24 protein-coding genes are annotated in these 23,415 nt (G+C 73.2%); 19 read left to right on the forward strand and 5 right to left on the reverse strand.

What is annotated here, in order from left to right; translation table 11 throughout:
• Window positions 1–14: 14 nt before the first annotated feature.
• Complete coding sequence (locus NH2_RS18540) at window positions 15–1,169, reverse strand: acyl-CoA dehydrogenase family protein (protein WP_067655400.1); 1,155 nt, start codon at window positions 1,167–1,169, stop codon at window positions 15–17.
• 54 nt (window positions 1,170–1,223) lie between these two features.
• Between NH2_RS18540 and NH2_RS18545 the strand changes: the two genes are divergently transcribed.
• Together NH2_RS18545 and NH2_RS18550 are read left to right on the forward strand one after the other, a co-directional pair.
• Window positions 1,224–1,703 carry an SRPBCC family protein gene (locus tag NH2_RS18545; protein WP_067655403.1) on the forward strand — a complete coding sequence of 160 codons (480 nt, stop codon included), beginning with the start codon at window positions 1,224–1,226 and terminating at the stop codon, window positions 1,701–1,703.
• A gap of 190 nt (window positions 1,704–1,893) precedes the next feature.
• Window positions 1,894–3,054 (forward strand): alpha/beta fold hydrolase, encoded by a 1,161-nt coding sequence (locus tag NH2_RS18550; RefSeq protein WP_067655406.1) that lies wholly within the window; start codon window positions 1,894–1,896, stop codon window positions 3,052–3,054.
• Here NH2_RS18550 and NH2_RS18555 read toward each other — a convergent pair.
• Complete coding sequence (locus NH2_RS18555; RefSeq protein ID WP_067655409.1) at window positions 3,042–3,506, reverse strand: YfbM family protein; 465 nt, start codon at window positions 3,504–3,506, stop codon at window positions 3,042–3,044. The genes NH2_RS18550 and NH2_RS18555 overlap by 13 nt on opposite strands.
• 97 nt (window positions 3,507–3,603) lie before the next feature.
• Here NH2_RS18555 and NH2_RS18560 point away from each other — a divergent pair, with 97 nt between their 5' ends.
• The 7 genes from NH2_RS18560 to NH2_RS18590 all read left to right on the forward strand — a co-directional run bounded on the left by NH2_RS18560 (window position 3,604) and on the right by NH2_RS18590 (window position 9,500).
• Window positions 3,604–4,692: an ABC transporter substrate-binding protein gene (locus tag NH2_RS18560; protein ID WP_084505643.1), complete on the forward strand. Its 1,089-nt coding sequence runs from the start codon at window positions 3,604–3,606 to the stop codon at window positions 4,690–4,692.
• Window positions 4,692–5,558 (forward strand): ABC transporter permease, encoded by an 867-nt coding sequence (locus NH2_RS18565; protein ID WP_084505644.1) that lies wholly within the window; start codon window positions 4,692–4,694, stop codon window positions 5,556–5,558. Before NH2_RS18560 ends, NH2_RS18565 begins: the two co-directional genes overlap by 1 nt.
• Entirely contained in the window at window positions 5,534–6,280 is a 747-nt protein-coding gene (locus NH2_RS18570; RefSeq protein WP_084505645.1) for an ABC transporter ATP-binding protein, read from the forward strand. The genes NH2_RS18565 and NH2_RS18570 overlap by 25 nt, the downstream gene beginning before the upstream one ends.
• On the forward strand, window positions 6,277–7,629 hold the full coding sequence (locus NH2_RS18575; protein ID WP_067655418.1) for an LLM class flavin-dependent oxidoreductase: 1,353 nt from the start codon (window positions 6,277–6,279) through the stop codon (window positions 7,627–7,629). Before NH2_RS18570 ends, NH2_RS18575 begins: the two co-directional genes overlap by 4 nt.
• Window positions 7,626–8,846, forward strand: coding sequence for an MFS transporter (locus tag NH2_RS18580; protein ID WP_067655421.1), 1,221 nt, complete (start codon window positions 7,626–7,628; stop codon window positions 8,844–8,846). The genes NH2_RS18575 and NH2_RS18580 overlap by 4 nt, the downstream gene beginning before the upstream one ends.
• A 91-nt stretch (window positions 8,847–8,937) precedes the next feature.
• The gene (locus NH2_RS18585; protein ID WP_067655880.1) at window positions 8,938–9,222 is read left to right on the forward strand and encodes a type II toxin-antitoxin system Phd/YefM family antitoxin; all 285 of its coding nucleotides are present in this window, start codon (window positions 8,938–8,940) and stop codon (window positions 9,220–9,222) included.
• Window positions 9,219–9,500, forward strand: coding sequence for a type II toxin-antitoxin system RelE family toxin (locus tag NH2_RS18590; RefSeq protein WP_067655423.1), 282 nt, complete (start codon window positions 9,219–9,221; stop codon window positions 9,498–9,500). The genes NH2_RS18585 and NH2_RS18590 overlap by 4 nt, the downstream gene beginning before the upstream one ends.
• Window positions 9,501–9,554: 54 nt before the next feature.
• On the opposite strand, the gene NH2_RS18595 is transcribed toward NH2_RS18590, so the two are convergent.
• A complete protein-coding gene (locus tag NH2_RS18595) occupies window positions 9,555–10,142 on the reverse strand; it encodes a TetR family transcriptional regulator (RefSeq protein ID WP_067655426.1) in 588 nt (195 codons plus the stop codon).
• A gap of 113 nt (window positions 10,143–10,255) precedes the next feature.
• Between NH2_RS18595 and bioB the strand changes: the two genes are divergently transcribed.
• The 4 genes from bioB (at window position 10,256) to NH2_RS18615 (ending at window position 13,059) form a co-directional block, all read left to right on the forward strand.
• Window positions 10,256–11,269 carry a biotin synthase BioB gene (gene bioB / locus NH2_RS18600; RefSeq protein WP_067655429.1) on the forward strand — a complete coding sequence of 338 codons (1,014 nt, stop codon included), beginning with the start codon at window positions 10,256–10,258 and terminating at the stop codon, window positions 11,267–11,269.
• Between the two features lie 41 nt (window positions 11,270–11,310).
• Window positions 11,311–11,514, forward strand: a complete 204-nt coding sequence (gene bsaP, locus NH2_RS18605) for a biotin synthase auxiliary protein BsaP (RefSeq protein ID WP_067655883.1) — start codon at window positions 11,311–11,313, stop codon at window positions 11,512–11,514.
• An 11-nt stretch (window positions 11,515–11,525) separates the two neighbouring features.
• Window positions 11,526–12,170 (forward strand): DUF2567 domain-containing protein, encoded by a 645-nt coding sequence (locus tag NH2_RS18610; RefSeq protein ID WP_067655886.1) that lies wholly within the window; start codon window positions 11,526–11,528, stop codon window positions 12,168–12,170.
• 142 nt (window positions 12,171–12,312) lie between these two features.
• A complete protein-coding gene (locus NH2_RS18615; RefSeq protein WP_157103839.1) occupies window positions 12,313–13,059 on the forward strand; it encodes an 8-oxoguanine DNA glycosylase OGG fold protein in 747 nt (248 codons plus the stop codon).
• Here the strand turns inward: NH2_RS18615 and NH2_RS18620 are convergent.
• Window positions 13,015–13,710, reverse strand: a complete 696-nt coding sequence (locus NH2_RS18620; RefSeq protein WP_067655435.1) for an NUDIX hydrolase — start codon at window positions 13,708–13,710, stop codon at window positions 13,015–13,017. The two genes, NH2_RS18615 and NH2_RS18620, sit on opposite strands and share 45 nt — an antisense overlap.
• A 76-nt stretch (window positions 13,711–13,786) precedes the next feature.
• Here NH2_RS18620 and nadA point away from each other — a divergent pair, with 76 nt between their 5' ends.
• From nadA to nadC, 3 genes are all read left to right on the forward strand, one after another.
• Complete coding sequence (nadA, locus tag NH2_RS18625) at window positions 13,787–14,812, forward strand: quinolinate synthase NadA (protein WP_067655438.1); 1,026 nt, start codon at window positions 13,787–13,789, stop codon at window positions 14,810–14,812.
• Window positions 14,809–16,560: an L-aspartate oxidase gene (locus NH2_RS18630; RefSeq protein WP_245650634.1), complete on the forward strand. Its 1,752-nt coding sequence runs from the start codon at window positions 14,809–14,811 to the stop codon at window positions 16,558–16,560. Before nadA ends, NH2_RS18630 begins: the two co-directional genes overlap by 4 nt.
• 176 nt (window positions 16,561–16,736) lie before the next feature.
• Window positions 16,737–17,597, forward strand: a complete 861-nt coding sequence (gene nadC, locus NH2_RS18635; protein WP_067655441.1) for a carboxylating nicotinate-nucleotide diphosphorylase — start codon at window positions 16,737–16,739, stop codon at window positions 17,595–17,597.
• On the opposite strand, the gene NH2_RS18640 is transcribed toward nadC, so the two are convergent.
• On the reverse strand, window positions 17,594–18,772 hold the full coding sequence (locus tag NH2_RS18640) for a winged helix DNA-binding domain-containing protein (RefSeq protein ID WP_157103840.1): 1,179 nt from the start codon (window positions 18,770–18,772) through the stop codon (window positions 17,594–17,596). The two genes, nadC and NH2_RS18640, sit on opposite strands and share 4 nt — an antisense overlap.
• 205 nt (window positions 18,773–18,977) lie before the next feature.
• On the opposite strand from NH2_RS18640, the gene NH2_RS18645 reads away from it, so the two are divergent.
• From NH2_RS18645 to NH2_RS18655, 3 genes are all read left to right on the forward strand, one after another.
• The gene (locus NH2_RS18645; RefSeq protein WP_067655444.1) at window positions 18,978–19,820 is read left to right on the forward strand and encodes an arylamine N-acetyltransferase family protein; all 843 of its coding nucleotides are present in this window, start codon (window positions 18,978–18,980) and stop codon (window positions 19,818–19,820) included.
• Between the two features lie 47 nt (window positions 19,821–19,867).
• Complete coding sequence (locus tag NH2_RS18650) at window positions 19,868–21,619, forward strand: penicillin-binding transpeptidase domain-containing protein (RefSeq protein WP_067655447.1); 1,752 nt, start codon at window positions 19,868–19,870, stop codon at window positions 21,617–21,619.
• A gap of 167 nt (window positions 21,620–21,786) precedes the next feature.
• Window positions 21,787–23,361 carry a serine/threonine-protein kinase gene (locus tag NH2_RS18655; RefSeq protein WP_067655450.1) on the forward strand — a complete coding sequence of 525 codons (1,575 nt, stop codon included), beginning with the start codon at window positions 21,787–21,789 and terminating at the stop codon, window positions 23,359–23,361.
• Window positions 23,362–23,415: the final 54 nt, after the last annotated feature.

The following is a 23,415-nucleotide window of genomic DNA, read 5'->3' on the forward strand; positions in this document are numbered from 1 at the left end:
GGCGATCCGGAGTTCTACAACCCCAGATCCCGCCCGATCAGCTCCTTCATGATCTCGTTCGTCCCGGCCCAGATCTTGGTCACCCGAGCATCCCGCCACGCCCGCGCCACCCGGTACTCGTTCATGTACCCGTACCCGCCGTACAGCTGCACGCAGTGGTCGAGCACCTCGTTCTGGATCTCCGAGGTCCACCACTTGGCCTTCGCGGCATCCGTCGCCGACAGCGACCCCTGCGCGTGCGCTGCCACATACCGCTCGACGAACGCCCTGGTCACGTCGATCTTCGTGGCCAGCTCGGCGAGCAGGAACTTATTGTGCTGGAACGACCCCACCTGCTGCCCGAACGCCTTGCGCTCCTGCACGTACTCCAGCGTCTCGGCCAGGATCTGCTCCGCGTGCGCGAGATTGGAGACCGAGCAGCCGAGCCGCTCCTGCGGCAGGTTCTGCATCATGTGGATGAAACCGCCGTCCACCTCCCCGATCACCTCGGCATCGCTCACCCGCACCCCGTCGAAGAAGAGCTCGGCGGTGTCGGACTCCGGCTGCCCCACCTTGTCCAGCTTCCGGCCGCGGGAGAAGCCGGGCCGGTCCGCCTCGACGGCGAAGAGCGTGATGCCGCGGGCCTTCTTCTCCGGGCTGGTGCGCGCCGCGACGATGATCAGGTCGGCGGAGTAACCGTTGGTGATGAAGGTCTTGGAGCCGTCCAGCACCCAGTCGGCGCCGTCGCGGACCGCGGTGGTCTTCAGCGCGGCCAGGTCGGAGCCGCCGGAGGGCTCGGTCATGGCGATGGCGGTCAGGATCTCGCCGCTCACCATGCCCGGTAGCCAGCGTTTGCGCTGCTCCTCGGTGGTGAGCTCGGTGAGATAGGGCGGCACGATATCGGCGTGGATGCCCATGCAGGAGGCGAGCGAGGCGTTCACCTTCGCGCACTCCTCCAGCAGCACCGCGTTGAACCGGTAGTCGCCGGCCTCGCCGCCGCCGTACTGCTCGGGCACCTCGAGGCCGAGCAGCCCCTGGCTGCCCGCGTCCAGCCAGAACTGCCTCGGCAGCGCCTTCTGCTCGATGTGCTCCTCCAGGTGCGGCCGCACCGAGCGCTCGACGAACTGCCGGACACTGTCCCGGAACGCCTCGTGGTCCGCGCCGTACACGGTGGGTGGGGGGAGCGCCATTGCCGATCCTTCGTTGCCGGAGAACTCTGATCCGCCGTCCAGTATCGTCGGCGCGTGACATCGACCCGAATCGGCAGGCACATCGCGGCCCCGCGCGGCGCCGTGTACCGGCTGCTGCTGGACGCCGAGGCGGTGGCCACCTGGATGGTGCCGGACGGCATGACCAGCGAGGTGCTCGCCTTCGAGCCGCGCGAGGGCGGCGCGGTGCACATCGCGCTCACCTACGACGACCCGGACGCCACCACCGGCAAGACCGATGCCCGCACCGACTCCTACCGCGGCCGGTTCGTCGCGCTGGTGCCGGACGAGCAGGTGGTGCAGGTGGTCGAGTTCGACACCGACGACCCGGAGATCCGCGGTGAGATGCGCATCGTGTTCACGCTCGCCGACGCCGACGGCGGCACCGACCTGGTCGCGCTGCACGACGGGGTGCCGCCCGGCGTCGCGCCGGAGGACAACGAACTGGGCTGGCGGATCTCGCTCGGCAAACTCGCCGCACTCGCCGAGGGGGAGGCGGGCACCGCCCGGCCGTGACGCCGCCTGCCGCGTGCTCCCCGGTAGGGAAAGCCGCTGCCCGCCGGTCCGCCGTCGCGTCCCGCCGCCCGCGCCCGCCCGGTTGACGGCGCTCCCGCAGCGCCCCCACCTGCCCACCCACCGCCTGTAACCCGACCGTCCGCCCCGCTTTCGGTGGCATCCCCGCCGACCCGTGCTTACAGTGGGATGGATGTCGCCGTTGGACGATCGGCACCCGTCCACCGTCTCGGACTGGAGCGATTCGCGACGTCGCGCCCGCCTGCGGGAGACCCGCCGCGGGCACGACCGGACGTCGTGGCGCCGGACCTGGACGGCCCTGCTGCGGGTGACCGTGCTGCTGCTCGCGGGGCTCGTCGTGTTCGCCCAGTACTGGCAGCACGACGTCGCCCCGGAACGCGACCGCCTGGCCCGCACCGAGCCCGCCTTGCTCCCGGTCGCCACCCCCGGCGACGAGCGGAACTGGGACACCGTCGTGGTCGACCTGGTCGGCCTCGGCAACCTGAACGCCGAGCCCACCGCCGCCGCCCTGCCCGCGCTGAGCGAGCTCGGCGTGGTCTGGGCGGTGCGCTACGACCAGAACGGCATCGACACCAAGGTGATCGCGGAGCTGATCGTGCGCGCGGCGCAGATGTCCGGGCTGCGGAATGTGATCCTGGTGGGGCACAGCATGGGCGGGGTGATCGCGCTCGAGGTCGCGCGGCACATCCACACCGACAGCGACCGCAGGCTGCTCTCGGTCATCCTCGACTGCACCCCGCTCGACCTGGACGCGGTGCGCCAGGAGAGCCGGGGCCGCGGTGAGGACCTGGTGCGCTGGATGGGCTGGCTGCCAGGGGTCAGGGAGAGCCGCACCCTGCGCACCGCCGCCGAGCTCTACGCGCGCCGGGACCGCTTCATCACCCACGACGGCGCGCTGCCCGCCGTCGACTGGCCGCGCTTCGGCACCGCGCTGGACGAGGTGCTCCGGCAGAAGACCTTCTCCGCCGACGCCGCCAGCAACGGCCTGATCGAGGCGCAGTTCCTCGCCATCGTCGCCAGCGGCGCGGGCAACGACCTGCGCGCGCTCCGCGAGCCGCGGCCGGGCCGGACCCGCCCCGCCATCGTCCTGCTGCGCCCGCGGGATCCGGCCGACGACCACATCGTGCTGGTGGACCGCACCCAGGTCACGCTCACCGAGCAGGCGGGCGCCCGCGAGGGCGCGCTGCTGGTGGTGAGCGGAAAGATCGGGCACGCCAACCCCCGGCAGCGGCCGGAGGCCTACGACGCCATGCTCACCGAGCGCGTGCTCCCCTTCCTGGCCCGCTACCAGCAAACCGCCCGCGGCGCCGCCGCCCTGCCTCAGCCCAGGTGAGCCACGGCGGCGCTGCGGTACTTCGCGGCGTGCCGGAAGAACTCGCGCAACCCGCTGTAGTGGTGGTTCAGGTAGTGCCGCCCCTCCGCGCCGCCCGCGCGCAGCCAGATGTTCGGGTAGATCCCGGCCCGGTCGAAGGCGACCGGGTCGTAGTGCGCGGCCAGCGCGTCGAAGGAGAGCGCGCGCAGCCGCTCGTCGGTGTCGCGCACCAGATCCGCGGACCAGAGCGCGTAGCTCTCGTCGGCCAGCGCATCCCCGGCATCGGTCAGCTCGATCCCGCTCCCCGCGGCCCGCAGCAGCCGGTCCAACCCGCTCCACGCCTTGTCCAGGTAGCCGCTCGGCCCCGGGTTCCGCATGGCGTACAGCAGCTCGCCGACATCGTCGGCGCCGGCGAACCCCAGCTCCGCCACCTGCTCCGGCCGCACCCGGGCGAACGACATGATGATGCCCATGGCGCGCACGATAGCCGCGCGGGGTGACAGCGCCGAGTTGGAATCGCGGTGAAAACAACCGTTTTCGCAGCTCGCCGCCGCTGCTTGACTCTGCGTCATGTCTCGAACCCGTCTGTTCCACACCGGCCTTCGCGGCCGCATGACCGCCGCACTGCTCGCCGTGGCGACCGTCGCGACCCTCGGCACCGCCGGTTGTGCGAAGAGCGACGAGCCGGTGGCGGCGGCCAGTGGTCCGCTGCCCACCGAGATCCAGCCCGGCACCAGGCTGGTGATCGCCGACCAATCCGAGCGGCTGCAGTCGGCGCTGCGCTTCTCCGGCGAGCTGGACAAGCTCCCCTTCCAGGTCGAGTTCGCCAACTTCGTCGGCGGCCCCGCCATCCTGGAGGCCTTCCGGGCCGGCGCCGCCGACCTCGCCCCGGTCGGCGACGTCCCGCCGATCCACGCCCTCGCGGCCGGGCAGGACGTCCCGATTATCGCCTCCTACCGCACCAGCCCGCAGTCCATGAAGCTCGCGGTGGCGCCGGGCGTCCCGGTGCGCACGCTGGCCGACCTGAAGGGCCGCACGATCGCCTACGCCGAGGGCACCGCCCAGCAGGCTGCGGTGCTGCGCGCGCTGGACAAGGCCGGGCTGAAGACCGATGACGTCGAGCTGGTCCGGCTGCAGCTGGCCGAGTTCCTGGACGCGGTGCGCACCGGCCAGGTCGACGTGGCCCCGCTGATCGAGCCGAACGTCACCCGGCTGCTGCGCACCCAGGGCGCCACCCTCATCCCGGACTCCGAGACCGCGGGCATCTACCCCGGCCTCGCCTACCTCTACGCCCGCCGCGACGTGGTGAACGACCCGGCCAAGGCGGGTGCGGCCCGCGCCCTGGTCGCGGCCTTCATCCGCGCCTTCCAGTGGGCCAATACGCACAGCGACGAGTGGGAGCGCCGCTACTACGTGGAGAATCAGAAGGTCAGCCCGGAGGACGCCGAGCGCATCGTCACCTCGCTCGGGCAGTGGACCTTCCCGCACCTGGACCAGAGCGTCGTCGACGTGCAGCAGCAGACCATCGATGCCATCGACGCGGCGGGCCAGCTGCCGAGGAAGGTGCGCGCGGAGAACGGCTTCGACCTGCGCTTCGACGACGTGATCACGCAGACGGTCACCGAGTCCGGCGCCTCCTTCGGACCGGAGGTCGGCTGATGGCAACCATCGCGAGGAAGATCAGCGCCCCGGCCGGGCTGCTCGGCCGCACCGGGAGCCGCGTGCGCGGCGAGCGGCGGGTCGTCCGCACGCGCAGGCTCGGCCCCGGCAAGGCGATCCCGTTCGGGATCGGGCTCGGCCCGGCCATCCTCATCGCGGTCTGGGTGATCGGCTCGGCCGCGGGCACCATCGACCCGGAGACGCTGCCCGCCCCGTGGACGGTGGCGCAGACCGCCGGTGACCTGGTCGCCGACGGCAGGCTCCAGTCCAACCTGCTCACCTCGCTGCAGCGCGCGGTGCTCGGGCTGGTGCTCGGCGTCGCCATCGGCCTGGCCCTGGCGCTGATCGCCGGGCTGAGCCGGATCGGCGAGGCGCTGGTCGACGGCCCGGTGCAGATCAAGCGCTCGATCCCGACGCTGGCGCTGATCCCGCTCTTCATCGTGTGGTTCGGCATCGGCGAGGAGATGAAGCTGGTGGTGATCACCACCAGCGTGCTCATCCCGGTCTACATCAATACGCACGCCCACCTGCGCAGCGTGGACGCCAGGCACGTGGAGCTGGCCGAGACCGTCGGGCTCTCGCGCTGGGGCTTCGTCCGCCGGATCGCGCTGCCCGGCTCGCTGCCCGGCTTCTTCACCGGGCTGCGGCTCGCGGTGACCATCTCCTGGCTCGCGCTCGTCGTGGTGGAGCAGGTCAACGCGACCAGCGGCATCGGCTACCTGATGACGCAGGCCCGCACCTACGGCCAGATCGACGTGATCGTGGTCGGGCTGGTGATCTACGGCCTGCTCGGCCTGTTCGGCGATATCGCCGTGCGCACCATCGAGCGGAGGGCGCTGTCGTGGCGACAGACACTCGGGGACTGACCGTGGTCCGCACCCGCGGCCTGACCAGGAGTTTCGGCGACCGGGATGTGCTGGCGGGGATCGATCTGGAGATCGCGCGCGGCGAGTTCGTCGCGCTGCTGGGTCGCAGCGGGTCGGGCAAGAGCACGTTGCTGCGGGCGCTGGCCGAGCTGGACGGCGAGGTGGCCGGGCGCGGTGAGCTGACCGTGCCGACCGAACGCGCCGTGGTGTTCCAGGATTCGCGGCTGCTGCCCTGGAGCCGGGTGCTGGACAACGTGACGCTCGGCCGCACCGGCGCGGATGCCAGGAGCCGCGGCACCGCCGCGCTCGCCGAGGTCGGGCTGGCCGGGCGGGAGCAGGCGTGGCCGCGTGAGCTCTCCGGCGGCGAGCAGCAGCGCGTCGCGCTGGCCCGCTCGCTGGTGCGGGAGCCGGAGCTGCTGCTCGCCGACGAGCCGTTCGGCGCGCTGGACGCGCTCACCCGGCTGCGCATGCACGCGCTGCTGGAGGCGCTCTGCGCCAGGCACCGCCCCGCGGTGCTGCTGGTGACGCACGACGTCGACGAGGCGGTCGCGCTGGCCGACCGGGTGCTGGTCCTGGACGAGGGCCGGATCGCGCTCGACGCGCCCGTCGACCTGGAACGCCCGCGCCGCCACGGTGACCCGCGCTTCGCCCGGCTGCGCGAGCGGCTGCTCGGCGCGCTCGGCGTCGACACCCCCGATTCGACCGAAAGACGAGCCTCATGAGCACCGCACCCCGACAGCTCAGCCTGAACGCCTTCATCTACCCGTCCGGGCACCACGAGGCGGCCTGGCGGCACCCGGCGAGCAGCCCGGACCGGCTGTACGACGTGAAGTACTACCAGGAGATCGGCCGCACCGCCGAGGCCGCCAAGCTGGACGCGGTCTTCTTCGCCGACGGCCCCGCGCTGCGGGTGAACGTCAAGCACAATGCCGCCTCCGGGCTGGAGCCGATCACGCTGCTCACCGCGATCGCCACCGCCACAACGCATCTCGGCCTGATCGCGACCGCCTCCACCACCTACTACGAGCCCTACAACCTGGCCAGGCTCTTCTCCACGCTGGACCACCTCTCCGGCGGCCGGGCGGGCTGGAACATCGTCACCACCGCCACCGACCAGGCCGCCGCCAACTTCGGGCTGGACCGGCACCCGGACCACGAGGAGCGCTACGCCCGCGCCCGCGAGTTCGTCGACGCGGTTGTCGCGCTGTGGGATTCGTGGGAGGACGACGCCATCGTGCTCGACCCCGCCGCGGGCATCTACGCCGACCCCGACCGCATCCACCGGATCGACTTCGACGGCGAGCACGTCAGGGTGCGCGGCCCGTTCAACGCGCCCCGCACCCCACAGGGGCACCCGGTGCTGGTGCAGGCCGGCGCCTCCAACGAGGGCCGCGCCTTCGCCGGCCGCTACGCCGAGGCCATCTTCACCGCGCACCAGCGGCTCGCCGACGCGCAGACCTTCTACCGCGACATCAAGCGGCAGGCCGCCGAGTTCGGGCGCAACCCCGAGCACGTCAAGATCCTGCCGGGGCTGAGCCCCTTCATCGCCGACACCGAGGCCGGGGCGAAGGCGCTGGAGCGGGAGTTCAACGAGCTCACCGTGCCCGAGTACGGGCTGCACCAGCTGGAGAACCTGGTCGGCACCAGCCTGCGCCACCTGCCGCTGGACGGGCCGGTCCCGACCGCGCTCTTCGAGCAGGCGGGCGATGTCACCGACAACTCCCGCAGCAGGCTCCAGGTGGTCGCGGGCATCGTGCGGCGCGAGCGCCCCACCGTGCGCGGGCTGCTGCACCGGCTGGCCGGCGCGCGCGGGCACCGGGTCTTCGCCGGAACGCCCGAGCAGGTGGCCGACACCATCGAGGAGTGGTTCACCCGGGGCGCCGCGGACGGCTTCAATGTCATGCCGCCGTACTACCCGGGCGGGCTGGAGGTCTTCGCCGAGCAGGTGGTGCCGATCCTGCAGCGGCGCGGGCTCTTCCGCACCGAGTACAGCGGGACCACTCTGCGCGACCACTTCGGGCTGCCGCGGCCGGAGAGCCAGTTCGCCGGGCGCCCGGCGCTGGCCGGGTGACCGCCGCACCCGACACCGGTTGTTCGCCGCCGGGCCCGCGTCCGCGGGCCCGGCTGGCGCCCCTGGTCCTCCCGGTCTTCGTGCCGTCGGCCGTCTACGGCCTCGGCAATGGCGCCGCCGCGCCCATGTTCCCGCTGCGCGCCCTCGAGCTCGGGGCATCGCCCGGGCTCGCGGGGCTGGTCGTCGCGCTCTCCGGCTTCGGCATGATCCTCATGGACCTGCCCGCCGGGTCGATCGTGGCGCGGCTCGGCGAGCGGGCCGCCATCGCGCTCGGCTCGGCCGCGGGGGCGCTCGGTATGGTCGCGGCCATCTTCGCGCCGAATATCGCCGTTTTCGGGGCGGGGATGCTGCTCACGGGGGCCGCCACCGCGGTGTGGGGGCTGGCGCGGCAGTCGTACGTGGTCGCCGTTGTGCCGGCGGCCGATCGGGGCCGGGTGCTCTCGGTCTTCGCCGGGAGTATGCGGCTCGGGTTCTTCGCCGGGCCCTTTCTCGGCGCGGCCATCGTGCACGGGGCCGGGCCGGTGGGCGCGCTCTGGGTGCAGCTGGGTGCCGTCGTGCTGGCCGGGGGACTGGTCGCGGTCATGCCGGAGCCGGCGGAGGGGGCCGCCACCGGGGTGACCGGGATCGGCACCGTGCTGCGCGAACAGCGCGGGCTGCTCACCACCCTCGGCTCCGGGGCCCTGCTCATGGGCGCCGCGCGCGCCTCCCGGCAGGTATTGCTCCCGCTCTGGGCCGCGCACATCGGCGCGGACGCCGCCGTCGTCGCGCTGCTCTTCGGCATCGCGGGCGCGGTGGATGTGCTGATGAGCTACCCGTCCGGGCTGTGGATGGATCGCTTCGGGCGCCGGGCCATCGGCGTCCCCTCCATGCTCTGCTTCGCCGCGGGGTACGCCGTGCTTCCGTTCGCCGGGTCGGTGCTGTGGCTGGGGGTTGTGGCCATGCTGCTCGGTGTCGCCAATGGGCTCGGCAACGGCGTCATCATGACGGTGGGCGCGGATATCGCGCCCCCGGATCGGCGCGCGGAATTCCTCGGAGCCTGGCGGTTGACGCACGACTTCGGGATGTTCGCCGGGCCGATCGCCATCGGCGTCATCGGTGCCGTCTCCGTGCTCGGAGGGGCGGCGGTCGTGCTCGCGCTTTCGGCCGGGGCGGGCGCGGTGGCCATGTACCGGTGGTTTCCCGGCCCGGGGGGTGTGCTGCCTGATTCTGCGCGGTAGAGCCACGACCGACCTGCGTGGGTTGGCAACCACTCACCCGAATGCGACCAGAATTCTGGTCGCAATTATGACCGCCCGCTATACTCGCTGCGTGGAAATCATTCCCATCACCGAGGCGAAGGCTCGCATTGCCGAGCTGGCGGACCGCGTGGCCCGCGAGCACGACCACTTCACCATCACTCGCAATGGCCGCGCGGATGTCATGTTGATTTCCGTTGCCGAATACGAGTCCATGCAGGAGACGCTGGAGATTCTGAGCGACAACGACACCCTCGCGGATCTGCGGCAGTCCCAGGAGGACTTCGACTCGGATGACACCTTCGACCTGGACCAGGTCAAAGCGGAACTCGAAGTGCGGCGCCGCGGGGTCGCGTGACCGAGACTCCGGAACGCTACTCGATCATTCTTTCCGCCCAGGCGCGCCGCAACCTGCACGACAACCTCCCGCAGGACGTCGCCTTCGCGGCCATGGAAACGATCTCCGGACCGATCGCCGCGAACCCGCACCGTGTCGGCAAGCCGCTCAATGAGCCCTTCGACGGTTTCTACTCGGCCAAGCGCGGAACCTATCGTGTCGTCTATCGGATCAACGAGGACAAGCACTCGGTCGAGATTCACTCGGTCCGCCACCGGCGCGACGCTTATCGCGCTTAGACCCCACGGGCCTCGGGTGCGGTAGGCGGCGGTCGAGGGCAAGGGCAGTGGATGTCAGCGCACCCGGTCGCCGAGCTGGTGCCTGACCCCACCCACGAACAGCTGCAACCCGAAGTCGAACCGCGCGGTGGGGTCGGCATCGACCTCGGCGAGCGGCGAATCCGCCTCCGCCAGAGCGCCGACCGAGTCCATCTGCATCCGCGACTGCTCGTCCACCGTCTGCCCGAGCACGTAGTAGAGCAGCGCGAAAGCCGCCAGATCGGCGTCCCCCTGCGACATTCCGGCACGCACCGCCGCAGCGGCGAACCGTTCCCGCCCGCGACTGGTGGTGAGCCGGGAGGCGTAGGTGGCGGAGACCAGCTCGGCACCGTCGCGGTAGGCGAGCAGGCAGTCGCGCAATCGATGCGCGAGCTCGACCAGCTGCCCGGCCCAGTCCGTGGCCGCCACCGCCTGCTCCATGGGCGCGAGAATGCGGTCGGCGACCGCGCCGAGCAGGGCCTGCTTGTTCGGGAAGTGCCAGTAGAGCGCCCCCGGCTGCACGTTCAGCGAGCTCGCCAGCCTGCGCATGGTCAGGTCGGCCAGACCGTACTGGTCCAGGATGCCGATCGCGCCGTCCACCACATCGCCCCTGCGCAGCTGCACCCGCCGACCTCCCGTCTCGCCCTGGTTCGGACCGTACTCTATCCTGAACGCCGTTCAAGTAGTCCTGAACGGCGTTCAAGTCGGTGGGCTACCTCGGCGAAGAAGGGATTCGCATGACCCAGGCACCCGTCACCACCGACATACTGGCGACTGCCCGCGAGCAGGTGCTCGAGCGCGGCGAAGGGCTGGACCGGGAGCAGACGCTCGAGGTGCTCCGGCTCGGCGACGACCGGCTGGAGGAGCTGCTGGCGCTGGCGCACGAGGTGCGGTTGCGCTGGTGCGGCCCCGAGGTGGAGGTCGAGGGGATCATCAGCCTGAAGACCGGCGGCTGCCCGGAGGACTGCCACTTCTGCTCGCAGTCCGGGCTCTTCCAGTCCCCGGTGCGCGCGGCCTGGCTGGACATCCCGAGCCTGGTGGAGGCGGCCAAGCAAACCGCGAAGACCGGCGCCACCGAGTTCTGCATCGTGGCCGCGGTGCGCGGGCCGGACGCGCGGCTCATGGCGCAGGTGGCGGCGGGGGTCGAGGCGATCCGCAACGAGGTCGACATCCAGGTGGCCTGCTCGCTCGGCATGCTCACCCAGGAGCAGGTGGACCAGCTCGCGGCCATGGGCGTGCACCGCTACAACCACAATCTGGAGACGGCGCGGTCGCACTTCCCGAACGTGGTCACCACGCACAGCTGGGAGGAGCGCTTCGAGACGCTGCGCATGGTGCGGGAAGCGGGCATGGAGGTGTGCTGCGGCGGCATCCTCGGCATGGGCGAGACCCTGGAGCAGCGCGCCGAATTCGCCGCCGACCTGGCCGCGCTCGACCCCGACGAGGTCCCGCTGAACTTCCTGAACCCGCGCCCGGGCACGCCCTTCGGCGACCTCGAGGTGCTGCCCGCGGCGGACGCGCTGCGCGCGGTGGCCGCCTTCCGGCTGGCGCTGCCGCGCACCATGCTGCGCTTCGCGGGCGGCCGGGAGATCACGCTCGGCGACCTCGGGGCGAAGCAGGGCATCCTCGGCGGCATCAACGCGGTGATCGTCGGCAACTACCTGACCACCCTCGGCCGGCCCGCCGAGCGCGATCTGGAGCTGCTCGGCGAGCTGAAGATGCCGATCAAGGCGCTGAACGAAACGCTCTGACGGGTGCGGTGAGCGAAAGACCACTGGGTACTGTCATGGCCATGGAGGAGCGCTACAACCCGTTCACCGGCGCACCGATCGGCGCCGACGACGCCATGCCCGCGGCGGCCGCGCTCGGGCTGGAGCCGCCGCGGTACTGCGCGCGGTGCGGCCGCCGGATGGTGGTGCAGGTCAGCCCGGACGGCTGGTGGGCGCGCTGTTCCCGGCACGGGATGCTGGACTCCGCCGCGCTGGAGCGCCGCTAGTGGCCGGCCGGATGCGCCGCGAGCTGCGGGCGGCGCTCGCGATCGGGGCCGGGGTGCTGGTCGCGGGGGCGCTGCTCGGCGTCGCCTGGGGGTTCCTCGCCCCGGCCGAGCGGCTGGTGGTGGTCTCCGACGGACGCGGCGCGCCGCTCACCGGCGAGAGCCTGCACCGCTTCGACGCGCTGGCGATCTTCGTGCTGCTCGGCGCCGGGCTCGGGCTGGTCTCGGCCGCCGCGGCCTGGCGGGCGCGCTCGGTGCGCGGGCCGCTGGTGCTGCTCGCGCTGCTGCTCGGGTCGTTCGCGGGGGCCTACGCCATGTCCGATATCGGGGAGCTGGTGGCGGAGGGGCGGAATCCGCGGCCGGACGATCCGATCGTCGGCCAGCTGGTCACGCTGCCCGCCGAGGTGGAGGCGTGGCAGGCGCTGCTGATCCAGCCGCTGCTGGCCGGGCTGGTATTCCTCTTCCTGGCCGCGCTGAGCACCGCCGAGGATCTCGGGACCGGGTTCAGCGGGCCGTTCGGCGAGAGCAGGCCGGTGGGGGAACGAGAGCCCGACGCCGATCCGGACCACCCGGCCGGGCCCGCCGGCGTCCGGCCCGGCACGGCGCACGCGGTCGCGCCGGACGCCGGCTGGTCCCGCCCCGGCATGCCCGAGCGCTGACCGGCGGTCGCGCTCCGGCACCCCTCCGCACCCGTTCGCGCGCACGTCATTCACCGTTTCCGCCGGATTCGCGATCCGGACATCCGCGTGTCCGCCCGGATGTCCGGTGCGAAATCCGCTGCGGCTGCTCGATCCTGGGGAGATGACGGAGACCGAGCTCGACCACCTGCCGGTGCCCGACGAACTACGCCGCGCGCTGGCCGGCGACTACGCCGACCGGACCCGGGTCGTCGACGGCCAGCGGGTGCGGGTGGACCTGGACTGGTGGAACACCTCGCTGGTGAAGCTGGGCGCGCCGGGCGGCTGCCTGTGGGTGGACGGCACCGACACCGGCCAGGTCGACGTGACCCGCGCGCACGTCTTCGCCGCCGCCGACAAGGGCGTCTGGCCGCTGCTGTGGCTCTCCATGGCCTGGGCCACCGGCTCCCGCCGCAGGCTGGTGCACAAGCGCATGCGCGCGGCCGCCGCCGACCCGGAGCGCTACGCCGCCGCGCTCACCGCCGCCGCCCGAGCCGCCGCGGACGCCCCCGAGCACGCCTACGCCCTGCTCTACCCGGGCGACCGCAGCCTGGTCCCCACGCTCGGCCCCTCCTTTTTCACCAAGTTCCTCTACTTCGCCGGCGCCGGGAACCCGGTGCATCGCAGCCGCATCCTGGACAGCCGGGTGGCCCGCAGCCTGCACCGCGCGGGCTGGCGCTCGCTCAAGACCGGCGGCGCCTGGCCCGCCCGCACCTACGGCCGCTACACCGGCCTGCTCGACGACTGGACCCGCACCCTCGGCGACGAGCTCGGCCACCCGGTCGCCGCCGACACCGTGGAGCGCTGGCTCTTCGACCAGGGGGTGTCAGCCCCGCGGCCGGAGCGCCGCGAACTCGTCGGTGACGCGTAGCTCGGAGTCGGTGAAGCGGTAGAGCGCCGCCGGGCGGCCGCCGCTGCGGCCGGGGGTGGCGGTGGCGCCGGTCGGGGTGATCACCGTGCGGCGGCTCAGCACGCGCTGCAGGTTCGTGGTGTCCACGTCGTAACCGAGTGCCGCGCAGTAGATCTCGCGCAGGGTGGACATGGCGAAGCGCTCCGGGGCCAGGCCGAAGGCGATATTGGTGTAGGAGAGCTTCGCGGCCAGCCGGTTGCGTGCGTGTTGCAGCACGGTGCCGTGGTCGAACGAGGTGACCGGGAGCGCGGAGAGCGGGTGCCACGCGGTGTCGTCCGGGAGCCGCGGGTCGGCGGTCATCGGCACCAGCCCGAGGTAGGCCGAGGCGATCCGGCGCGGGCCGGGCACCCGGTCCGGCGCGCTGAAGACCGAGAGCTGCTCCAGGTGGCTCAGCTCGCGCACGTCCACCTTCTCGGCCAGCTGGCGGGCGGCGGAGGCGTCCAGGTCCTCGTCCGCGCGCAGCCTGCCACCCGGTAGCGACCAGGTGCCCTTGGCGGGGTCGAGCGCGCGCTCCCAGAGCAGAACCGCCAGCTCGGGGCGCTTACCTGCGGAAACGTCGCGAACCTGGAACACCGCGGTGAGCGTTTCATGGATGGTGCTACTATGGGTCACGTTTTCGATTGTAAGTCGAAAACCTGGTTCGGTGCGAATCCGGCGACGAGGGCCGGCGCACGAGGAAGGAGGCGTCATGGCGATGCCAGCACTGATGGAACAGGTTGTGGACGGGCCCGAGGGGTACGAGGGCGTGCAGGCGGGGCCGGAGTGGGCAGCCGAGGTGCGGCGCCTGGCGAAGGCGCGCAACGCCACCATCCTGGCGCACAACTACCAGCTGCCGGAGATCCAGGACGTCGCCGATCACGTGGGCGATTCGCTCGCGCTCTCCCGGATGGCGGCCGAGGTGCCCGAGGAGACCATCGTCTTCTGCGGGGTGCACTTCATGGCCGAGACGGCCAAGATCCTCAGCCCGGAGAAGACCGTGCTGATCCCGGACCAGCGCGCGGGCTGCTCGCTGGCCGACTCGATCAAGGGCGAGGAGCTGCGCGCCTGGCGCGCCGAGTTCCCGGACGCCGTCGTGGTCTCCTACGTGAACACCACCGCCGAGGTCAAGGCGCTCACCGACATCTGCTGCACCTCCTCCAACGCGGTCGACGTGGTCGCCTCCATCGACCCGGAGCGCGAGGTGCTCTTCCTGCCGGACCAGTTCCTCGGCGCGCACGTCAAGCGGGTCACCGGGCGGGCCAACATGCACATCTGGGCAGGCGAGTGCCACGTGCACGCGGGGATCAACGGCGACGAGCTGGCCGAGCAGGCGCGCACGCACCCGGACGCCGAGCTCTTCGTGCACCCGGAGTGCGGCTGCGCGACGTCGGCGCTGTACCTCGCGGGCGAGGGATCGTTCCCGGCCGACCGGGTGCACATCCTCTCCACCGGCGGCATGATCGACCAGGCGAAGGCGGCGAAGTCGTCGCAGGTGCTGGTGGCGACCGAGATCGGCATGCTGCACCAGCTGCGCAAGGCCGCGCCCGGCATCGACTTCCAGGCCGTCAACGACCGCGCCTCCTGCCGCTACATGAAGATGATCACCCCCGCCGCGCTGCTGCGCTGCCTGGCCGAGGGCGCCGACGAGGTGCACGTCGACCCCGAGGTGGCCGCGCTCGGCCGCGGCTCGGTGCAGCGCATGATCGCGATCGGCAACCCCGGCGGCGGGGAGTGACCGGGTTCGTCCCGCGTACGGTGCCGGTCGCCGTGGACTGGGAGGCCGCCGCCGATCTGGTGGTGATCGGCGGCGGGGTCGCCGGGCTCACGGCGGCGCGCACGGCGTCGCTGCGCGGGTTGCGGGTGCTCACGCTGAGCAAGGGCGGGCCCGCCGATACCGCCACGCAGTACGCGCAGGGCGGAATCGCGGTGGTCGCGCCGGAGGGTGATTCGGTGGATTCGCACGTCCGGGATACCGTCGCGGCGGGGGCCGGGCTCTGCGACGCCGCCGCGGTGCGGTCCATCGTGGCGGGCGGGCAGGCCGCCGTGGCCGCGCTCACCGACCTCGGCGCCGTCTTCGACCTGGGGCGGGACGGGCGGGTGGCGCGCACCCGAGAGGGCGGGCACAGCACCCGCCGGATCATCCACGCGGGCGGCGACGCCACCGGCGCCGAGGTGCAGCGGGCGCTCGGCGCGGCCGGGCTGCCGGTGCTCTTCGGGGCGGCGGCGGGGGAGATCCTGCGCGGGCCGGACGGCGTGCGTGGCGTGCTGGTGATCTCCGAGCACGGCACCGGCGTGGTGCACGCGCCCGCGGTGCTGCTCGCCACCGGCGGGCTCGGGCAGCTCTACGCGCTCAGCACCAATCCGGACGGCGCCACCGCCGACGGGGTCGCGCTGGCGCTGCGGGCCGGGGCGGCCGTGGCCGACCTGGAGTTCGTGCAGTTCCATCCGACCGTGCTCTACACCCCCGGTGGGGTCGGGCGCAGACCGCTGATCAGCGAGGCGGTTCGCGGCGAGGGCGGGGTGCTGGTCGACCTCGCGGGTCGTCCGGTGACCGCGGGGGTGCATCCGCGCGGGGATCTGGCGCCGCGCGATGTGGTCTCGCTGGCCATTGCCGCGCGGATGCGGGACACCGGGGCCGACCACGTCCTGCTCGATGCCACCGGCATCGCGGGGTTCGCCGCGCGGTTCCCGACCATCACCGCCTCCTGCCTGGCCGCCGGGGTCGATCCGCGCACCGACCCGATCCCGGTCGCACCCGCCGCGCACTACCAGTGCGGTGGGGTGGTCACCGATACCGCGGGCCGGACCGGGGTGCCCGGGTTGTACGCGGCCGGTGAGGTGGCGCGGACCGGGTTGCACGGTGCCAACCGGCTGGCCTCGAACAGCTTGCTCGAGGGGTTGGTCGTCGGGGAGCGGGCCGGTGCCGCCGCGGTCGAGCGGCGCGGCGTCGCGGGTGCGGTGACCGAGGTCAGGCGGGTGGCCGCCGAGGTCGCGCCGCGCGCCGCGGTGCAGCGGCTCGCCACCGGGCACGCGTCGGTCGTCCGCGACGCGGAGGGGCTCGACCGGGCGCTGCGGCATCTGGCCGAGCTGAGCAGGCCGGTGTCACCGGATGACCGTCACGCGCCGGAGGGTCGATTCGCCGCCCCGTCCGAGCTGCCGGGGCACCGAGGGAGCGGTCCCGCGCCTGCGGCCGTCGCCGCTCTCGGCACCATGCCCCGTGGCGCCGTCGCGCCGCAGGACCGCGCGGCGGTGGATGCCGATGCGGCCAGGCGGATCACCGCCGTCGAGGACGCCGCGCTCACGCTGACCGCGCGGGCACTGCTGGCCGCGGCGGCGCTGCGCACCGAGAGCCGCGGCTGCCACACCCGCTCCGACTACCCCGGTGCCGATGTGGCGCAGGCGCACAGCACCCGCTTCGTGCTCGGCCCGGACGGCACGCCGGTCCCGGCGGGAACCGCCCCTGCCGTCCCGACGGCGTCCTGACCGCCGCCCGATGGCGTCCTTACCTCGCCGCCCGATGGCGTCCTTACCCCGCGGCCCGACGGCGTCCTTCCCCCGCCGCCCGAAGACGTCCTGACCCCAACCGCCCGCCGGCGCCTCCCATCCCGCCTGCGCCCGGCGACGCGTCCCATCCCGCTCCCCTGACCCGAGGAAGACCGATGACCCTCGACTCCGCCCTCGATCGCGAGGAACTGCTCACCCTCATCCGCACCGCCCTGCGCGAGGACCTCCGCTACGGCCCCGATGTCACCACCACCGCGACCGTCCCCGCCGACGCCACCGTCAAGGCCCGCGTCGCCTCCCGTCAGCCGGGCACCATCGCCGGCCTCGACATCGGACTCCTGGTCCTGGACGAGGTACTCGGCCCGGACGGCTACCAGGTCACCGCGCGCCTCGCCGACGGCGCCCGCGTCACCCCCGGCGAGGTGGTACTCGAGCTGACCGCCCCCACCCGCGGCCTGCTCACCGCCGAGCGCACCCTGCTCAACCTGCTCTGCCACCTCTCCGGCATCGCCACCGCCACCGCCGCCTGGGTGGACGCCGTCGACGGCACCGGCTGCCGCATCCGCGACAGCCGCAAGACCCTGCCCGGCCTGCGCGCCCTGCAGAAGTACGCGGTGCGGGTCGGCGGCGGCGCCAACCATCGCATGGGGCTCGGCGACGCCGCGCTCATCAAGGACAACCACGTGGCCGCCGCGGGCTCGGTCGTCGCCGCCCTGCGCGCCGTCCGCGCCGCCGCCCCCGGCCTGCCCTGCGAGGTCGAGGTGGACAGCCTGGAACAGCTGGACGCGGTGCTCGCCGAGCACCCGGAGCTGGTGCTGCTGGACAACTTCCCGCTCTGGCAGACCCAGGCCGCGGTGCAGCGCCGCAATGCCACCGCCCCGGAGACCGAACTGGAGTCCTCCGGCGGCCTCACCCTCGACGTCGCCGCCGACTACGCCCGCACCGGCGTCGATTACCTGGCCGTCGGCGCGCTCACCCACTCGGTGACCGTGCTCGACCTGGGGTTGGACGTCTAGCTGGACAGCTCCTTCTCCAGCGGGGTACGGAAGCGCGGAATCGCCCGCACCTCGCCGTAGAAGGCGCGCATGCGCTCCGCCTCGGCGGAGATCGCCGCCTCGGCGTCGGCGCCGACATCCTCCAGCAGCCGCCAGGCGAGCTCGCCGTCCCGGCGCTGCGCCCAGCCGCCCACGATCCGCCCGTTCCACCACACCGTCGGCCCGATATTGCCGAAGGTGTCGAAGAGCGCGGGGCCGTGCGGGCCCAGGTACCACTCGCGCGATTTCCAGCCCATCGGGGTCGGGTCGAGGTGCGGGAGCAGGGCGGCCCACGGCTCGGGTTCGGGGACCGGCTCCAGGTCGTCGGCGAGGAGCAGGCCGGGGGTGCCGTCCAGGTCGACCTCGACGGTGTCCACCTCGGCCAGCGCCTTGGTGACGTCGCGCTTGGCCCAGCCGGTCCACCACACCAGATCCGAGAAGGGCGCCGGGCCGAAGGCGCGCAGCCAGGCCCGCAGCAGCGCTGCGCGCGCCTCGATCAGGGGGACGGCGGGAACGCCGGCCGGGAGCCAGGATTCGATCGGCTCCCAGCGGTACTGGCTGCCCGCCCAGGTGCCGCCGGGGCGGCCGCGCACGATCCGGCCCTGCGCGCCGAGCAGCACCAGCACCCAGGTGGTGATCGAGCCCGGCTTGGAGTACGCCTTCTCCGGCGCCGGGTCGACCTTGGTGGCCAGCCGGGGGACCAGCTTGCCGAGCTGCGCGCCGGTCGCCGAACCGGCCGCGAGCAGGGCGCGGTGGGTTTCGTCGGCGACCTCGTCCAGCCAGGCCGCGGTATCGCCGTCGCCGACCCCGGCCTTGGTGAGCAGGCGGGTGTAGTTGCGGTGCTGGGTGATGGCGAGCGCGTCGGCGCAGGCGGCCTGCAGCACCGGGACCAGCTCGGTCGGGACCACGAACATGGTGCGCCGCATGCCGAGCAGCCGAACCAGCTCGCGCCGGTCGTACAGCGCCGCCTCGAGGTGCGCGGGCGTGAGCTCCCGGCCGCGCGCGGCGGTGGAGAGGAAGACGGTGGCCGGGTCGGTGGCGTGCAGCGCGACCAGGGAGCGCACCACCTCGACCACGTCTCCGGTGCGGGCCTCGTGCGCGAGCCGGTGCCGTACGGCGAGCCGCGCCCGCCGCTGCGCCGTATCCATGGCGTGCATGCGCGCAGCGTAGCGGGGGAGGGTGACACGGGGCCGCTCTCGCGCGGTTGCCGGATGGGGCGGTTCGAGGCGGACGGCGCGTGCAGGCAGTGCGGCAGCAGCCGGGTGCAACCCCGGTGGACGCGGCGAGCGGGAACACCCGCGCGAGTTCCGCGGTTGTCGCCCATGAGGCGCGTCCGCGCCGCACCCGTGGCGAGGAGGCCCGATGACGGCACAGACCCCCTGGCGAGGCGCAGAGCTGGACCTGGACGCCTACCTGACCCGCATCGGCTACGACGGCGAACGCGCGCCGGCGGAGGCCACCCTGCACGCCCTGGTCCGCGCGCACACCACCGCCATCCCCTTCGAGAACCTGGAGACCCTGCTCGGCCGCCCGGTCCCGCTCGACCCGGAATCCCTGCAGCGCAAGCTGATCCACAGCCCGCGCGGCGGCTGGTGCTACGAGAACGCCGTGCTGTTCGCGGCGGCACTGGAGCGCATCGGCTTCGACTTCACCGCGCTCGCCGGCCGGGTCACCATGGGCGCGGCGGGCCCGGTCGAGATCCCGACCAGGCCCGCCACGCACGCCCTGCTCGCCGTCCGGGTGCCGGAGTCGGAGCACCCGCTGATCGCCGACGTCGGCTTCGGCGCAGGCCCGCTCGCCGCCTACCCGCTGACCGAGCGCGGCGAATTCGCGCTCGGCGACTGGCGCTTCCGCCTCGAGCGGCTCGCGGAGGGCTGGGTCCTGCACCAGTTCGCGAGAGATGGCTGGGTCGACCGCTACACCTTCACCGAGGCGCCGCAGTACCCGATCGACTTCGAAGTCGCCAACCACTACGTCGCGACCTCGCCGCACTCGCCCTTCACCCGCCGCGTCTTCGCCCAGCGCTTCCACCCGGACGCGCACCACATCCTGGACGCCACCACCTGGACCACCGAACACCCGGACGGCCGAGCGGAATCCCGCGAGCTGGAACCGGACGAGCTGCCGAAGGTCCTCGCCGACGTCTTCGACATCGAGTTGGCCGCCGCCGACGCGGCGCGCCTCGTCGCGACTGTCCGGGACTGAGCGGCTTCGTCCCGCCGGTCCGGCCCGTCCGGCGTTACTCTCCCCGCGTGCGCTCTCCCTTCCGCCGACCGCTGGTCGCGCTCGTCGTGCTCGGCCTCGGGCTGGCCGGTTGCACGGGCCCGGCCCAGCCGGACACCGTGGCCGGCGAGTTCGCCGAGGCCGTGCAGCGCGACGACGTCGCCGCCGCCGCCCGGCTGACCACCGACCAGAACGCCGCGATCCCGGTGTTGGAGGGGCTCTACCGGGCACTCGGCACCGAGAACGAGGTGAAGGTGCGCTCCGCCGATGGCAGCGACTTCACCCTGGACGTCACCTGGCGGCTCGGCCCGGGCGGCCGGAACCTGTGGCAGTACACCACCTCCGGGCTCGCCACCGACACCGACGAGGGCTGGCGGGTCACGTGGAACCCGGCAACGGTCGCCCCCGGCCTCGATATCGGCCCGCTGGAGTACTCCACCGCCTACGGCACCCCGGCCCGGGTGCTCGACGCCGCGGGCGGCGAGCTCATGACCGAGCAGGTCGTCACCCTGGTCGACCTGGCCCCGGGTGCCGACACCGCGGGCGCCGCCGCGCTGCTCGGCACAGCCGCGCCCGGCATCACCGCGCAGTCCCTCGACACCGAACTCGCCGCCGCGCAGGGCCGGACGGTCACCGCGGTCTCGCTGCGCGCCGCCGATATCGCGCCCATCCAGGACCGGCTGAGCGCGCTGCGCGGCGTCACCCTCGCCCCGCAGACCCGGCTGCTCACCGTGGACCGGGCGCTGTCCGGGCCACCGCTGAACGGGCTCGCCGAGCTCTGGCAGCGGGAGGCCGACGAGGCAGCGGGCTGGTGGATCCAGGCGGAGAGCGCGCAGGGCACCCGCCGGGTCGCCGGCCGCGACCCGCGCGCCGTCGCCGACCTCCCGAGCACCATCGACCCCGGGGTGCAGCGGTCGGCGGAGGCTGCGCTCGCCCCGATCGCGACCCCGGCCGCCGTGGTCGCGCTCCGCCCCGCCACCGGCGCCGTCGTCGCGGTGGCGCAGAACGCGGCGGCCGACGCGCAGGGCGCGATCGCGCTCACCGGGCTCTACCCGCCCGGCTCCACCTTCAAGACGGTGACCTCCTCGGCCGCGCTGCAGGCGGGCGCCGCCACCCCGGACGCCGTGCTGCCCTGCCCCGGCAGCGCGGACATCGAGGGCAGGCGGATCCCCAACGACGACAACTTCGACCTGGGCCCGGTGCCGCTGCACACCGCCTTCGCGCGCTCCTGCAACACCACGATGGCCGCGCTCGCCGTCGGGTTGCCCGCCACCGCGCTCACCGACGCCGCCGCGCAGCTCGGGCTCGGCATCGACTACGTCACCCCCGGGCTGACCACCGTCACCGGCTCGGTGCCCGCCGCCGAGACCCCCGCGCAGCGGGTGGAGGCGTCGATCGGGCAGGGGCGGGTGACCGCGTCGCCGTTCGGCATGGCGCTGGTCGCGGCCGCGCTGGCACAGGGCTCGGTGCCCGCCCCCGCTATCGTGCAGGGCCGCCCCGGCACCCCCGACCGCACCCCGCCCGCGCTGCCCGCCGGGGTCGCCGACGACGTGCGCTCGATGATGCGGGAGACCGTCACCGGCGGCACCGCGACCGCGCTGCGTGACATTCCCGGCCTACTCGGCAAGACCGGTACCGCCGAGTACGGCGACGACTCCGCGGCGCACGGCTGGTTCGTCGGAATCGACGGTGATCTGGCATTCGCCGTGTTCGTCGCGGACGCGGGCAGTTCGGAGTCCGCGGTGGCGGCGGCCGGGCGCATGCTCAGGGCCGCGCGATAGCGAAAACGTATGGAAACACGGTATCGTGATCGGCGCGAGATAAACCACCGCTGACGCCTACTCGGGATCACAGGCCCGCTACACTTGGCGTCGAACGCGCGGATGTCGAGCCGCGCGCGGTCACGATTTCGAGAAGGTTCGGAGTAGAAGCCATCGATACCGGTCAGTTGATCGCGGAACACTACCGCCTGGTCGAGCGGATTGGTAGCGGCGGCACGGGCGTGGTCTGGCGTGCCCTCGACGAGCGGTTGCAGCGCTCGGTCGCGGTCAAGCAGATCCACATCAAGCCGAGCCTTCCGCAGGCCGAGCGGGAAGTGGTCCGCCAGCGCGCATTCCGTGAGGCGCGCAACGCCGCCCGCTTCCAGCACCCGAACGCCATCGTGGTGTTCGACATCACCGAGCACAACGGTGACCCGTGCCTCGTCATGGAGTACCTGAAGTCGCGCAGCCTGGCCGCGGTCATCTCCGCGCAGGGCACGCTGCCGCTGACCCAGGTGGCCCGGATCGGCGAGCAGGTCGCCGCCGCGCTGATCGCCGCGCACCAGGCGGGCATCGTGCACCGTGACGTCAAGCCGGGCAATGTGCTGCTGGACGAGCACGGCACGGTGAAGATCACCGACTTCGGCATCTCCCGTGCCACCGGCGACGTCACCCTCACCGAGACCGGGCTGATCTGCGGCACCGCCGCCTACCTCGCGCCCGAGGTGGCCCGCGGCGCCGACCCGACGCCGTCCGCCGACGTCTTCGCGCTCGGCGCAACGCTTTTCCACGCGCTGGAGGGCGAGCCGCCCTACGGCGCGAGCGCCAACCCGCTCGCCGTGCTCTACGCGGCGGCCAACGGCCAGGTCAGCGAGCCGCGGAATGCCGGGCCCGCCACCGATTTCCTGCTCCAGCTGCTGGATCCGGATCCGGAGCAGCGGCCGACCATGCGCGCCTCCCGGGCCCGGCTGGCCGCGCTCGCCGAGGCCGGTTCGGAGCCGGTGCCCGCCGGGTTCGTGCCCGCCAGCGAGGCGTACGGGGGCCGCGAGCAGCAGCGCGGCGGCGCCGGGATGCGCACCGCGACCCCGCCGCCGCACCGACATTCGCGCCCCACCGCGCCGCGCAACGGCGGGCCGGGTGGCCCCGTCGGGCCGCGCAACGGCGTCCCGCCGCGCGGGCAGGGGCACCCGAAGACGGCGGCGCACCCGCGCACGGCCGCGCACCCGCAGCCCGCGCCGGATTCCGGCTCCGGCGCAGGCAAGCGCACCGCGGTGCTGATCGGCGCCGGGCTCGGTGCCGTCGCCGCCGTGGCCGCGGTGCTCTTCACCACCATGGGCGGCGACGGCTCGTCCGGGAACCAGGTGCAGGCCAGCACCCCGTCGATCAGCGCCTCCGCCGGCCCCGCCACCAGCTCGGCCCAGCTGGCCGCCATCGGGCAGACGCCGAGCGCGGCCACCGTCGACCTCGGCTCGGCCGCCCAGCTGGTCGTCGACTTCTACAGCAGCCCGGGGAGCAACTGGTCGCTGCTCACCCCGGCCGCGCAGAAGGTCTACGGCTCCGAATCGGAGTTCCGCCAGTACTGGCGCTCCCGCACCATCGACACCTTCGCCAATATCGACGCCCCCTCCCGCACCAACAACGACGACGGCTCCATCGACATGCGGGTCGCCAGCCTCACCATCGGCGGCTCGACCAAGGCGGTCACGCTCCGCGTCATCGGCTCGGGGTCCGGGAAGCTGCTGATCGACAGCGACACCCGCTAGGGCTGTCGCACACCAGCGGTTCGGGCCGCGACCATCGCATCGGCCGACTCGGGC

Source organism: Nocardia harenae NBRC 108248, from assembly GCF_001612885.1.
GTDB lineage: Bacteria > Actinomycetota > Actinomycetes > Mycobacteriales > Mycobacteriaceae > Nocardia > Nocardia harenae.